Source organism: Pseudomonas sp. UBA6753, assembly GCF_002453565.1.
GTDB classification, from domain to species: Bacteria; Pseudomonadota; Gammaproteobacteria; order Pseudomonadales; family Pseudomonadaceae; genus Aquipseudomonas; species Aquipseudomonas putida_Z.
Genome location: NZ_DKHD01000001.1, coordinates 53,123 through 66,512, shown reverse-complemented (window position 1 = coordinate 66,512; position 13,390 = coordinate 53,123). Strand labels below are relative to the sequence as shown.

Genomic DNA, 13,390 nt, shown 5'->3' with positions numbered 1-13,390 from the left:
CCAACTTCTTGGGGGCAGTCCAGGTATTGCGCATGGCTTGAGATCGCTGCGTTCCCTGTGGGAGCTGGCTTGCCGGCGATAGGGCCCTCAAAGCCGACAGATGGCATATGCTGAACACATTGCCCGCCCAGAGGAGCTTCACATGGCCTGGTCCGCCACCCAGTACTCGCTGTTCGAAGACGAGCGTACCCGCGCCGTGCGCGATCTGCTCGCCGCTGTGCCACCACGCCCGGTACGCCACGCCACCGACCTGGGCTGTGGCCCTGGCAATTCCACCGAGGTGCTGCTGCAACGTTACCCGGATGCCCAGGTGACGGCCCTGGACAGTGACCCGGACATGATCGAAAAGGCCCGCGAGCGCAAACGGATGTGCATCCCCCGGGTGCGCACTGTAGTCGGTGACATTGCCGGCTGGTCCGCTCCCGAGCCGCAGGACCTGATCCTGGCCAATGCCTCGTTACAGTGGGTGCCCGACCACGCCTCGCTGTACCCGCACCTGGTGCGCCAGCTGAGCGAAGGTGCCAGCCTGGCCGTGCAGACCCCGGACAACCTCGACGAGCCGGCCCACCGGCAGCTGCGCGAAATCGCCAGCCAGGGCCCCTGGGCGGCGAAGTTCGCTGATTTCCAGCTGCCGCCACGGCACAGCGCGGCGTTCTACTACGACCTGCTCAGCCCACTGTGTGCGCGGGTGGATGTGTGGCGTACCACCTATCATCACCCCTTGGCCGGTGGCGCCGAAGCCGTGGTGGAATGGTTCAAGGGTTCGGCCTTGCGTCCGTACTTGGGGCGGTTGGAGGAGCAGGAGCAGGCGGATTTCCTGCAGATGTACCTGCAGGCGATGCAGCGCGACTACCCGCCGGCCACCGATGGCAAGGTGCTGTTGCCGTTCCCGCGGCTGTTCGTGATCGCTACCCGCTAGGGCGGCGCCAGCGCCAGGCCACGTAGCTGTAGATGCCGAGGTTGAGCAGCAGCACCAAAGTGCCTAGCAGCAGCTGGATGTGCGGTGTCAGCCCGGCGGGGTAGATCAACGGCCAGATGTAGTGCTCGACGAAGCCGCCCTGATAGCCCGCGTCACCAGCCGCGCTGCGCATGCGGTTTTCCCAGGTGGTCAGCGGGCAGCCCAGGTGCAGGCATTCCACCGCCAGGCCCCAGGCCAGCGCCGGCAGGTGCAGCAGCAGGGCAGGGCGCCAGCGCAGTACCAGCAGGCCGCCGAACAGCACCAGCAGGATGAAGAGCAGGTGCAGCAGGACCAGGCTGTCGGCGGCAAGGCGGTAGAGCATGGGGTGTGTGCCGAGGGTTGAGGTTATCCCAGCATAGTTGGGTTGCCTGTACCGGCCTCTTCGCGGGCTTGCCCGCTCCCACAGGCACTGCACAGCATTCAAAACCTGTGGTGATCCTGTGGGAGCGGGCGAGCCCGCGAAGAGGCCGGCACAGGCTTACAACCCTTCCTCCACCATCTGCAGGAAGGTTGCCACCACCCGCCGCGTGCGCTGCTCACTCAGGCACACCAGTGTCTCGGTCAGGTGCCGCTGGCAATCGACGATCGGCAAGGCGCACACCCGCGCATCCGCACCAAACTCCGCCGCCGACACCACCCCCACACCAATCCCCACCACCACCGCTTCCCGCGCCGCTTCCCGGCCTTCCACCTGGATCGCCGGGCGAATCCGCAGCCCGGCCCGTTGCATTTCTTCTTCCAGCGTCTGCCGCGTCACCGACCCGGGCTCGCGCAGCACCAGCGGCGTATCGTCCAGGTCCGCCAGGCTGATCGCGCCGCGGCTGGCCCATGGGTGCTGGTGGGATACGAACGCCACCATCGGGTCGCGGCGCAGCGGCAGGCAGTGCAGCCGCTCATCGTCGACGTCCCGCCCCAGCAGGGCCAGGTCGGCCTGGTAGCTGAACAGCCGGGCCAGCGACTCGTCGGTGTTGCCGGTCTCGATCTTCACCTGGATGCCCGGGTAGCGCTGGCAGAAGCGGGCGATCTGCGGCAGCACGTGCACCGGCGCATCCACCGCCAGCACCAGGCTGCCGGTGTGCAGCGCACGCGAATCCTGCAGCAGTTCATGGGCCTCAGCCTCGCAGGCGAACAGGCGCTGGCTGATGCCCAGCAGGCGCTCGCCGAGGTCGGTGAGCTGCACCGAACGCTTGTTGCGGTGGAACAGCAAGACGCCGAAGCGCTCCTCCAGTTTGCGCACCTGGTCCGACACCGCAGGCTGGGTAAGAAACAGCTTTTCGGCGGCGCGGGTAAAGCTGCCGTGAACGGCCACGGCATGGAAGGCCTTGAGTTGTGCGTGGGAAACCGACATGACGACCTCAGTAACAAGCTGGGCTTATGTGTGAAATACGATAAATCGATTTTATTTATCTTAGCGCAACTGTTTCCATGCATGTCAGCCCGACGCTGGTACCACAAGTGCCGCCAGGGCCATGGCACCCACACGGCGCCATCTGACCCGATGACAGCCTCGTCATCGCTGTGCGTAACACAAGAACAAGACAGGCGTTTCTTCACATTCTGCCGGCACACTCAAGCAAGAGGTCAGACTTACATGAACCAATCCCTAGCCGCGTTCAAACGCTGGCGTATCCAGATTTTCGCCATTACCTGGCTGGCCTACGCCGCCTTCTACTTCACCCGCAAGGCCTTCTCGGTGGCCAAGCTGGGCATCGGTGAAGACCCCAACTTCATGCTTGACAAGGCCGCCATGGCCAACCTCGACGCCATCTACCTGGCCGCCTACGCCGTGGGCCAGTTCACCTGGGGCATGCTTGCCGACCGCTTTGGCCCACGCGTGGTGGTGCTCGGCGGCCTGCTGATTTCTGCTGCTGCGGCGGTGGTGATGGGCAGTTACGCCACCTTCCCGATCTTCGCCACCTGCATGCTGGTGCAGGGCCTGGCGCAATCCACCGGCTGGGCCGGGTTGTGCAAGAACATCGGCAGCTTCTTCCCGGCGTCGCAGCGTGGGCGGGTGCTGGGCCTGTGGAGCTCCTGCTATGCCTTCGGCGGCCTGGTGGCCTCGCCGTTCGCCGGCTGGTGGGCCTATACCCTGGTCGGTACCTGGCACGCGGCGTTCTTCTCCAGTGCCGCGGTGGTGGCGCTGGTGGCGGTGCTGTTCTTCTTCCTGCAGCGCAACAAGCCTGAAGACGTCGGCCTGCCAGCGGTGGAGCCCGAGCCGCAGAGCATGGCCCCGGCCGGCAACCTGTGCAGCGTGTGGGCGCCGCTGAAGGAGATCATGCGCAACCGCACGGTGCTGACCCTGGGGCTGGCGTACTTCCTGTTGAAGCCGGCGCGCTACGCCATCCTGCTGTGGGGGCCGGTGATCGTCTTCGAGCAGATGCCCTCGGTGGGCAAGGTGGGGGCAGCGATCATCCCGACAGCCTTCGAACTGGCCGGACTGCTCGGCCCGATCATCATCGGCCTGGCCTCCGACAAGCTGTTCGGCGCCCGGCGCATGCCGGCCTGTGTCATCAGCCTGGTGTTGCTGACCGTGGCGTTGGCGGCGTTCATGGCGGCCATGCACACCGGCAGCGTGATCCTGGTGGTGGCCCTGCTGTTCGTCATGGGCCTGACCCTGTACGGGCCGGACTCGATGATCAGCGGCGCTGCGGCCATCGACTTCGGCACTGCCAAGGCCGGCGCCACCGCAGCAGGCTTCGTCAACGGCTGTGGCTCGGTGGGGGCGGTGCTGGGCGGGCTGCTGCCGGGGTACTTCGATGGTGTCACGGTGTTCATCGTGTTCGCCGGCTGCGCGCTGTTCTCGGCGCTGGTGCTGCTGCCGCACTGGAACAGCCGCCCGGCCAGCGCTGCGCAAAGCACTGATGTGGCACCGAATACCAGCATGGCAATCAAGCCACTGCGTACCTGAAAGGAAAGCGAGCGAATGAGACCCTTCTGGCTGCAACAGGCCCTGGATTCGGCGCAAGAGGCGGTGTGCCCACCGCTGCAAGGCGATGCCCGTTGCGATGTGTGCATCGTCGGCGGCGGCTATACCGGCCTGTGGACCGCGCTGATGCTCAAGGAAGCTGTGCCGGCCCTGGATATCGTGCTGATCGAGGCCGATATCTGCGGTGCCGGTGCCAGTGGCCGCAATGGTGGCTGTGCGTTGTCCTGGTCGGCCAAGTACTTCACCCTCGAGCGGCTGTTCGGGGTGGCCGAGGCGGTGCGCCTGGTGCGTGAGTCGGAGCGCAGCATCGGTGAGATCGGCGCGTTCTGCGCGGCCAATGGCATCGACTGCGACTATCGCCTGGACGGCACGCTGTACACCGCCACCAACGCCGCGCAGGTCGGCGCCACCGACGCGGTGGTCGCTGCGCTGGAGCAAAAGGGGATCAATTCGTTTCGCCGCCTGCCGCTGCAGCAGGTGCAGCGCCTGGCGGGTTCGGCGCGGCACCTGGAAGGCTGGTTCTCGCCGGCCGCGGCCACGGTGCAGCCGGGCAAGCTGGTGCGCGGCCTGCGCCGGGTGGCCTTGCAGCGCGGCGTGCGCATCCATGAAGGCACCGCCATGACCGGCCTGGAGCACGGCGCCCCGGTGCAGGTGCGCACGGCCCATGGCACGGTGCGCGCCGACCGCGTGGTATTGGGCCTGAATGCCTGGATGGCGCGGGCTTTCCCACAGTTCGAGCGCAGCGTGGCGATTGTTTCCAGCGACATGGTGATCACCGAACCTTGCCCCGAGCTGTTGCACCAGATTGGCCTGGACAGCGGCATCAGCGTGCTCGATTCACGGATATTCGTGCATTACTACCACAACACCTCCGATGGTCGGCTGATGCTCGGCAAGGGCGGCAATACCTTCGCCTATGGCGGGCGCATGCTGCCGGTGTTCGACCAGCCGTCGCCGTACCGGCCGCTGCTGCGTGAAAGCCTGGGCGGGTTTTTCCCGGCGCTGGCCGAGGTGCCGCTGGCGGCCAGCTGGAACGGGCCGTCCGACCGCTCGGTGACCGGTTTGCCGTTCTTTGGCCGGCTGGACGGGCAGGGCAACGTGTTCTACGGCTTTGGTTACTCCGGCAGCGGCGTCGGACCGTGCCACATGGGCGGGCAGATTCTGTCGTCGCTGGCACTGGGGCTGGACAACCCATGGACCCGTTCGCCGCTGGTCAAGGGGCCGCTGGGGCTGTTCCCGCCCGAGCCGATCCGCTACCTGGGCTCGCTGATGGTGCGCAATGCCATCCGCCGCAAGGAGCGGGCCGAGGACCGTGGGCTGCGGCCGCGCAGGCTGGATGTGCACCTGGCGCGGTTTGCCGCGGCGGCGGGCAAGGCCGATAAAGGCTGATGAGATTTCTTGTCGAACACAGGCCGGAGGGCGTATAAACTGCACCCACTTTTGGCCGGTCGCTTCCTGAACCGGCCGCTGAAACAAGAGAGTCGACATGGGCGCACAGTGGAAAGCCAAACATAAAGAAGCCGCGGCCAACGCCAAAGGCAAGATCATGGGCAAGCTGTCCAAAGAGATCCAGATCGCCGCCAAGTCCGGCGCCGACCCGGACATGAACCCACGCCTGCGCCTGGCCATCGAGCAGGCCAAGAAGGCCTCGATGACCCGCGAGACCCTGGAACGCGCAATCCGCAAGGGCGCGGGCCTGGACGGCGATGCCGTGCAGTACTCGGCGGTAAGCTACGAAGGTTTCGCCCCGCACCAGGTACCGCTGATCGTCGAGTGCCTGACCGACAACGTCAACCGCACCGTCGCGCAAATCCGCGTGCTGTTCCGCAAGGGCCAGCTGGGTGCCAGCGGTTCGGTGGCCTGGGATTTCAACCACGTCGGCCTGATCGAAGCCACCCCGAGCGGCGACGCCGACCCGGAAATGGCGGCCATCGAAGCCGGTGCCCAGGACTTTGAAGACGGCGACGAAGAGGGTTCGACCCTGTTCATCACCGACACCACCGACCTGGACGCGGTGCAGAAGGCCCTGCCGGACCATGGCTTCACCGTGACCTCGGCTAAGATCGGCTACACCCCGAAGAACCCGGTGAGCGCGGCAACCCTGAGTGCCGAGGCGCTGGCCGAGGTGGAAGCGTTCCTCGAAGCTATCGACGAGAACGATGACGTGCAGAACGTTTATGTTGGTCTGACTGACTGATCTGCTTCTCTGGGGCCGCTTTGCGGCCCAATCGCCGGCAAGCCAGCTCCCACAGGTAAAGCACAAGCCCCGATGGTTGTGGTGACCCTGTGGGAGCTGGCTTGCCGGCGATTGGGCCGGTCGATCCCCTGGAAGGGAGCCTGTATGAACCCCGCTTTCGCCTCCCTCAGCCTCGCCCACCTGCGCACCCTCGACCACCTGCTGCAGCTGAAGAACCTCAGCCACGCCGCCGAGCGCCTGGGCGTCAGCCAGTCCGCCCTCAGCCGCCAGCTGGTCCATCTGCGCGAAGCCTTCGATGACCCCTTGCTGGTACGCCAGGGCCGTGGTTACGTGCTCAGCGAACACGCCGAAGCTCTGGTCGAACCCCTGCGCCAGGTTCTCGAAGAGCTGCACGCCCTGCGCCAGCCCGCGGTGTTCGACCCGGCGCGCTGCGAGCGGCGTTTCTGCCTGGCCGCTTCGGACTACGTGGCCGAGCACATGCTGCCGCTGCTGGTGGCGGCGCTGGAGCGCGAAGCGCCGGGTGTATCGCTGGAGTACCGCACCTGGCAGGCCGGCCAGTACGCCTTGCTGGCCAGCGGCGAGATCGACCTGGCCACCACCTTGTTCGACGAGTCGCCACCCAACCTGCACGGGCGGCTGTTGGGCGAGGACCGCGCGGTGTGCCTGATGCGCCACGACCACCCGCTGGCCGCCCGCGGCGCGCTCAGCCAGGCCGACTACCTGGCGCACAAGCATGTGCGTATTTCCGGTGGAGGCGACAAGGACAGCTTCATCGACCGCCACTTGCGCGCCCAGGGCCTGCAACGGCGGGTCAGCCTGGAAGTGCCGTTCTTCTCCGCCACCGTGCAGGTGATCGCCAACAGCCAGGCGCTGGCCACCGTGCCCGAGCACATCGCCCGGCAGCTGTGCCGCCTGCATGACCTGGCCTGGCGGCCGCTGGGCTTCATCGACCACAGCCAGCGCTACTGGGTGGTGTGGCACCAGCGCCTGCAGGCCTCGGCCGAACACCGCTGGTTGCGCAACCGGGTGTTCGAGTTGTGGCGCCAGTCGCAGTTCGGTGTGCAGGGCGGGCATGCGGGTTTGCCATAGCAGGTATGCGCGAGGTGAGGTTATTCACTTCGGGATAGGTGCCTAGACTGGGGCATTGTGTTGCCTGTAGCGGCCTCTTCGCGGGCACGCCCGCTCCCACAGGTACTGCATCGCTCTCAAGCCTGGTGCAATACCGGTGGGAGCGGGCGTGCCCGCGAAGAGGCCAGCACAGGCAGCGAAAAACCCACAGGAGACCCCAGGTGACCCCCGAACAATTCCGCCAGTACGGCCACCAACTGATCGACCTGATCGCCGACTACCGCCAGTCCGTCGGCGAGCGTCCGGTCATGGCCCAGGTCGAGCCCGGCTATCTCAAGGCCGCCTTGCCCGCTCAGGCCCCCCGGCAAGGCGAACCTTTCGCAGCGATCCTCGACGACGTCAACCAGTTGGTCATGCCCGGCCTGTCCCATTGGCAGCACCCGGACTTCTACGGCTACTTCCCTTCCAACGGCACTCTGTCGTCGGTCCTCGGTGACTTCCTCAGCACTGGCCTGGGCGTGCTGGGCTTGTCGTGGCAGTCCAGCCCGGCCCTGAGCGAGCTGGAGGAAACCACCCTCGACTGGCTGCGTCAGCTGCTCGGCCTGTCTGACCAATGGAGCGGGGTGATCCAGGACACCGCATCCACCAGCACCCTGGTGGCGCTGATCTGCGCGCGGGAACGCGCCAGCGACTACGCACTGGTACGCGGCGGCCTGCAAGCCCAGGCCAGGCCGCTGATCGTCTATGTCAGCGCCCATGCCCACAGCTCGGTGGACAAGGCCGCATTGCTGGCCGGTTTTGGCCGCGACAACATCCGCCTGATCCCGACCGACGAACGCTATGCCCTGCGCCCGGAAGCACTGCAGGCGGCGATCGAGCAGGACCTGGCCGCTGGCAACCAGCCCTGCGCCGTGGTCGCGACCACCGGCACCACCGCTACCACGGCCCTCGACCCGCTGCGGCCGATCGGCGAGATCGCCCAGGCCCATGGCCTGTGGCTGCACGTGGACTCGGCCATGGCCGGCTCGGCGATGATCCTGCCGGAATGCCGCTGGATGTGGGACGGCATCGAGCTGGCCGATTCGCTGGTGGTCAACGCGCACAAGTGGCTGGGTGTGGCCTTCGATTGCTCGATCTACTACGTGCGCGACCCGCAGCACCTGATCCGGGTGATGAGCACCAACCCCAGCTACCTGCAGTCGGCGGTGGATGGCGAGGTGAAGAACCTGCGTGACTGGGGTATCCCGCTGGGCCGCCGGTTCCGCGCGTTGAAGCTTTGGTTCATGCTGCGCAGCGAGGGGGTCGAGGCGTTGCAGGCACGGCTGCGGCGTGACCTGGACAATGCCCAGTGGCTGGCCGGGCAAATCGGCGCGGCGGCGGAGTGGGAGGTGCTGGCGCCGGTGCAGTTGCAGACGTTGTGCATTCGCCATCGGCCTGCGGGGCTGGAAGGGGAGGCGCTGGATGCGCATACCAAGGGCTGGGCCGAGCGGCTGAACGCGTCCGGGGATGCCTATGTGACGCCGGCGACGCTGGATGGGCGGTGGATGGTGCGGGTGTCGATTGGCGCATTGCCGACCGAGCGAGAGCATGTCGAACAGCTCTGGGCGCGCCTGCAGGAAGTGGTCAAGGGCTGAAACTGCCGGGGCCGCGTTGCGGCCCATTCGCGGGCAAGCCCGCTCCCACAGGGACTGCATCGGCCTCAGGCTTGATGCGACCCTGTGGGAGCGGGCATGCCCGCGAATGGGCTGCAGAGCAGCCCCCTGCAATCTGTCAGTGGCTCACTGCCTGAAAGCTCCCTTTACGGCTAGCCTCATACGCGGTCTTGTCCATCGGCTTGGCATCGGGGTTGCCAAGGTCTTCCATCGCCAGGCGATGGGTTTCCGGGGCGATGTACGCTGCCAGGGCACACACGCAGGTGATGAAGAACGCCAGGCCACCGACCACCAGCGGGATGTTGTCCGAACCAGGCGGGGCTACCAGGGCGAACAGCGCCGGCAGCATGGCGGTCAGCATGGTGCCGATGTTCTGCGCGATGGCCATGGCCGAAACACGGTAGCGGGTGTGGAACAGCTCTGGGTAGAAGCTTGGGAACACCGCGTTGTAACCCTGGTAAACCATGCCCCACATCACGATCGACGAGGCGAACGCCAGCGGTACGTTCTGAATGCTGATCGCATACAGGTAGACGAAAGCCAGCAGGCCCGAGCCGAGGCAACCGGCGATCATGGTCGGGCGACGGCCGATCTTGTCGGACAGGTTGCCGACAAATGGAATCACCAGCACCGCGACGATGTTGCCGACTACCGGAATCCACAGGTACACGCTCTTGTCGAAGCCGATGCCATAGGCTGGCTGCACCGCGTAGGCCGCACCGAAGATGGTGGCGACCACCGGGATCACGTTCATCAAGGCCATGAACATCACCAGCACCATGTGCTTCCAGCTGTGGCGGAAGGCCTCGCTGATCGGCGACTTGGCGACTTTGTCCTGTTTCTCTTCCTTCACGAACGCCGGGGTTTCGTGCACTTCCTTGCGAATGATGAAGCCGGCGATCAGCACGATGGCGCTCATCAGGAATGGAATGCGCCAGCCCCAGTCGTTGAAGGCTTCGCTCGGCATGAAGTAGGCCAGTGGCAGGAACACTGCCGCCGCCAGCACCTGGCCAGCCTGCACGCCTTGCAGGGTGAAGCTGGCGTAGTAGCCCCGTCGACCGAATGGCGCATGCTCCATGATCATCGAACTGGCTCCGGAGATTTCCCCGGCCACGGCAAAGCCCTGGATCAGGCGCAGCACCACCAGCAAGGCCGGGGCGAGCAGGCCGATGTCGTGGTAGGTGGGCAGCAGGCCCACGGCCATGGTCGACAGGCCCATCAGGAACATGCACAGCAGCAGTACGTTCTTGCGGCCGCGGGTGTCACCCCAGTGGCCCAGCACGAAGGCGCCGACCGGGCGCGCCAGGTAACCCACGCCGTAGGTGGCCAGCGAGGCAATGATGGCCATTTTCGGATCGGTGTTGGGGAAGAAGATCTGCGGGAAAATCAGCGCAGCGGCCTGGGCGTAGATGAAGAAGTCGTAGTACTCGAGTGCCGAGCCTATCCATCCACTGGCGGTCGCTTTCTTGGCTTGAGAGCTGGAGTGAGCCATCGTTGTCTCCGTTGTTATTGTTGTTTGCACAGGTTCCGCCGGAGATTCGCCAAGGCAGGAGGCGAGGGTCGGTGTGCCTGCGTCTGTGGTTCATGTTGACCACGGGCCAGTGGGCTGGCAATTCGCTAAAACCGGTTTTGTGCGATAATCGAACGCAAAACTAACCATTCCGTACAAAGAGATTGAAGCGATGACTTTACCTGCGAATAATCGATCGTGCCAGGAACTGTGGTCCTGATTTTCCAGGTCTGGCCCTAACGCCGACAAGCAGCTCCCACAAGGTATGCGCCAATCCTGTGTGAGCTGGCTTGCCGGCGATTGGGCCGGTACAGGCAGCCCTGGCCTCAACCCTCTAACAACAAGGAACTCCCGCCATGCAGCGTTCGATCGCTACCGTGTCCTTGAGCGGCACCCTGCCGGAAAAGCTCGAAGCCATCGCCGCCGCCGGTTTTGACGGCGTCGAGATCTTCGAAAACGACCTGCTCTATTACGCCGGCAGCCCGCGCCAGGTACGGCAGATGTGCGCCGACCTGGGTATTGCCATCACCCTGTTCCAGCCGTTCCGCGATTTCGAGGGCTGCCGCCGCGACCGCCTGCAGAAAAACCTCGACCGCGCCGAGCGCAAGTTCGACCTGATGCAGGAACTGGGCACCGACCTGGTGCTGGTATGCAGCAACGTCCAGGCCGATGCCCTCGGCGAAGAGCAATTGCTGGTTGACGACTTGCGCCTGCTGGCCGAGCACGCTGGCAAACGCGGCCTGCGCATTGGCTACGAAGCGCTGGCCTGGGGCCGCCACGTCAACACCTACCAGCAGGTCTGGAACCTGGTGCGCCAGGCCGACCACCCGGCCCTCGGGGTGATCCTCGACAGCTTCCACACCTTGTCGCTCAAGGGCGACCCGAGCGCGATCCGCGATATCCCCGGCGACAAGATCTTCTTCGTGCAAATGGCCGACGCGCCGATCCTGGCCATGGATGTGCTGGAGTGGAGCCGCCACTTCCGCTGCTTCCCGGGGCAGGGCGAGATGGACATGGCCGGTTTCCTGGCGCCAATCCTTGCCACCGGCTACCGCGGGCCGCTGTCGCTGGAAATCTTCAACGACGGCTTCCGCGCCGCACCGCCCCGGCAGAATGCCGCCGACGGCCTGCGTTCGCTGCTGTACCTCGAAGAACACACCCGCCTGCGCCTGGAGCAGGAAGGTACCTCGATCGAGCCCGGTGTGCTGTTCACCCCACCGGCGGCCAGTGCCTATGACGGTGTGGAGTTCCTCGAGTTTGCAGTCGACGAAGCCGTTGGCGCGCGCCTGGGCAGCTGGCTGAAGCGCCTGGGCTTTGCCGATGCCGGCAAGCACCGCAGCAAAGAGGTGCAGCTGCTGCGCCAGGGCGATATCAACATTGTGCTGAACGCCGAACCCTATTCCTTCGGCCACAACTTCTTCGAGGCCCACGGGCCGTCGCTGTGCGCCACCGCGCTGCGGGTCAAGGACCAGCAAGCCGCCCTGAAGCGCGCCACCGCCTTCCGTGGCCAGCCATTCCGTGGCCTGGTCGGGCCCAACGAGTGCGAAGTGCCGGCAGTACGTGCGCCAGATGGCAGCCTGCTGTACCTGGTGGAGCAGGGCACTGCAGGCCAGACCCTGTACGACACCGACTTCAGCCTGGACAAGAACGCCACGGCCACCGGCGGCCTGCGCCGTATCGACCACATGGCCCTGGCCCTGCCGGCCGAGTCGCTGGACAGCTGGGTGCTGTTCTACAAGAGCCTGTTCGATTTCGCTGCCGACGACGAAGTGGTGCTGCCGGACCCTTATGGCCTGGTCAAGAGCCGCGCCCTGCGTAGCCAGTGCGGCACCCTGCGCCTGCCGCTGAACATCTCGGAAAACCGCAACACCGCCATCGCCCATGCGCTGTCCAGCTACCGCGGTTCGGGCGTGCACCACATCGCCTTCGATTGCGACGACATCTTCCGCGAAGTGGCGCGGGCCAAACTGGCTGGGGTACCGTTGCTGGAGATCCCGCTGAACTACTACGACGACCTGGCGGCGCGTTTCGATTTCGACGACGAGTTCCTCAGCGAACTGGCGTACTACAACGTGCTGTACGACCGCGATGCCCAAGGCGGCGAGCTGTTCCACGTGTACACCGAGCCGTTCGAAGAGCGTTTCTTCTTCGAGATCATCCAGCGCAAGGGGGGGTATGCCGGTTACGGTGCGGCCAACGTCGCGGTGCGCCTGGCAGCCATGGCCAAGGCCCGCAGCGGGGCGGCGCGCAAGCCGGTCTTGTAGTTGCTGCCTGTACCGGCCCCATCGCCGGCAAGCCAGCTCCCACAGGATCACCACGGCCCGATAGGCCAGTGCAGTACCTGTGGGAGCTGGCTTGCCGGCGATGAGGCCGGTAAAGCCACTGCGGTTCAGCGCCCCTCGGCCACCAACAGCAGCGACTGCGGCAGCGCACTCTGCGGGTGCTGTGGCTCCTGCAGGCTGACCAGCCGCAACCCCGCCATGTCCAGCGCGTTCAACCAGCTGGCCAGGGTACGGAAGTACCACGGCATCACCTGCCAATCCCCGGCGAACCCGGCAAACGCTTCCTCCCGCCAGCCATCCTGGTAATCCCCATCCGCCACGCTCCACGGGTGCAGGGTCTGGATCACCAGTCCACCCCCGGGCGCCAGCAACGCATTCATCGCCGCCAGCAACGGGATGATGTCCTGCTGCAACAGGGCGAAGTTGGCGCAGATCAGGTCATAGTCCTTGCCAACATAGGCCTGCCCGGCGGCCAGCTGTGCATAGCTGGCCAGGTGCACCTCGGCGGAACCTGCAGCACGCGCGGCATCCACCAGCGCCCGGTCTCCATCCACACCTACCGCCTCGACACCCCGGTCGGCCAGCGCGCGCAGCAGCCAGCCTTCACCACAGCCCAGGTCGAGCACCCGTTCGGGCTGGCGGCCAAGAATGGCCAGCAGGATGGCCTGGTCGGTGACCTGGCGACGGCTGTCGATACTGCCGCTGCGCACCGCATCGATCCAGGCCTGGGCGTTGTGCTGCCAGCTGTCGAGCAAGGCGTCTTCAGGGTTGCGCATGGTCATCTCCGTCGTGCTCGT

At 65.7% G+C, this 13,390-nt stretch carries 11 protein-coding genes; 7 read left to right on the top strand and 4 right to left on the bottom strand.

Annotated features, from left to right (window positions below; all coding sequences use genetic code 11):
• Window positions 1-142 precede the first annotated feature (142 nt).
• Entirely contained in the window at window positions 143-919 is a 777-nt protein-coding gene (gene tam / locus B2790_RS00235) for a trans-aconitate 2-methyltransferase (RefSeq protein ID WP_286918006.1), read from the top strand.
• Here tam and B2790_RS00230 read toward each other — a convergent pair.
• Window positions 909-1,280, bottom strand: coding sequence for a DUF2784 domain-containing protein (locus B2790_RS00230; RefSeq protein ID WP_286918005.1), 372 nt, complete (start codon window positions 1,278-1,280; stop codon window positions 909-911). The two genes, tam and B2790_RS00230, sit on opposite strands and share 11 nt — an antisense overlap.
• A gap of 156 nt (window positions 1,281-1,436) precedes the next feature.
• A complete protein-coding gene (locus B2790_RS00225) occupies window positions 1,437-2,306 on the bottom strand; it encodes a LysR substrate-binding domain-containing protein (RefSeq protein WP_013972053.1) in 870 nt (289 codons plus the stop codon).
• A 243-nt stretch (window positions 2,307-2,549) separates the two neighbouring features.
• Between B2790_RS00225 and B2790_RS00220 the strand changes: the two genes are divergently transcribed.
• From B2790_RS00220 to B2790_RS00200, 5 genes are all read left to right on the top strand, one after another.
• Entirely contained in the window at window positions 2,550-3,866 is a 1,317-nt protein-coding gene (locus tag B2790_RS00220; protein ID WP_085592731.1) for an MFS transporter, read from the top strand.
• 15 nt (window positions 3,867-3,881) lie between these two features.
• The gene (locus B2790_RS00215; RefSeq protein WP_286918004.1) at window positions 3,882-5,273 is read left to right on the top strand and encodes an FAD-dependent oxidoreductase; all 1,392 of its coding nucleotides are present in this window, start codon (window positions 3,882-3,884) and stop codon (window positions 5,271-5,273) included.
• Between the two features lie 97 nt (window positions 5,274-5,370).
• Window positions 5,371-6,081 carry a YebC/PmpR family DNA-binding transcriptional regulator gene (locus tag B2790_RS00210; RefSeq protein WP_075044805.1) on the top strand — a complete coding sequence of 237 codons (711 nt, stop codon included), beginning with the start codon at window positions 5,371-5,373 and terminating at the stop codon, window positions 6,079-6,081.
• Between the two features lie 144 nt (window positions 6,082-6,225).
• A complete protein-coding gene (locus tag B2790_RS00205) occupies window positions 6,226-7,170 on the top strand; it encodes a LysR family transcriptional regulator (protein WP_286918003.1) in 945 nt (314 codons plus the stop codon).
• Between the two features lie 200 nt (window positions 7,171-7,370).
• Window positions 7,371-8,783 (top strand): DOPA decarboxylase, encoded by a 1,413-nt coding sequence (locus B2790_RS00200; protein WP_286918002.1) that lies wholly within the window; start codon window positions 7,371-7,373, stop codon window positions 8,781-8,783.
• 136 nt (window positions 8,784-8,919) lie between these two features.
• On the opposite strand, the gene B2790_RS00195 is transcribed toward B2790_RS00200, so the two are convergent.
• Window positions 8,920-10,293, bottom strand: a complete 1,374-nt coding sequence (locus B2790_RS00195; RefSeq protein ID WP_025338609.1) for an MFS transporter — start codon at window positions 10,291-10,293, stop codon at window positions 8,920-8,922.
• Between the two features lie 374 nt (window positions 10,294-10,667).
• On the opposite strand from B2790_RS00195, the gene quiC reads away from it, so the two are divergent.
• Window positions 10,668-12,575 (top strand): 3-dehydroshikimate dehydratase QuiC, encoded by a 1,908-nt coding sequence (gene quiC / locus B2790_RS00190; RefSeq protein ID WP_025338610.1) that lies wholly within the window; start codon window positions 10,668-10,670, stop codon window positions 12,573-12,575.
• A gap of 125 nt (window positions 12,576-12,700) precedes the next feature.
• Here the strand turns inward: quiC and B2790_RS00185 are convergent, their stop codons facing one another.
• Window positions 12,701-13,369, bottom strand: a complete 669-nt coding sequence (locus B2790_RS00185) for a class I SAM-dependent methyltransferase (RefSeq protein WP_286918001.1) — start codon at window positions 13,367-13,369, stop codon at window positions 12,701-12,703.
• Window positions 13,370-13,390: the final 21 nt, after the last annotated feature.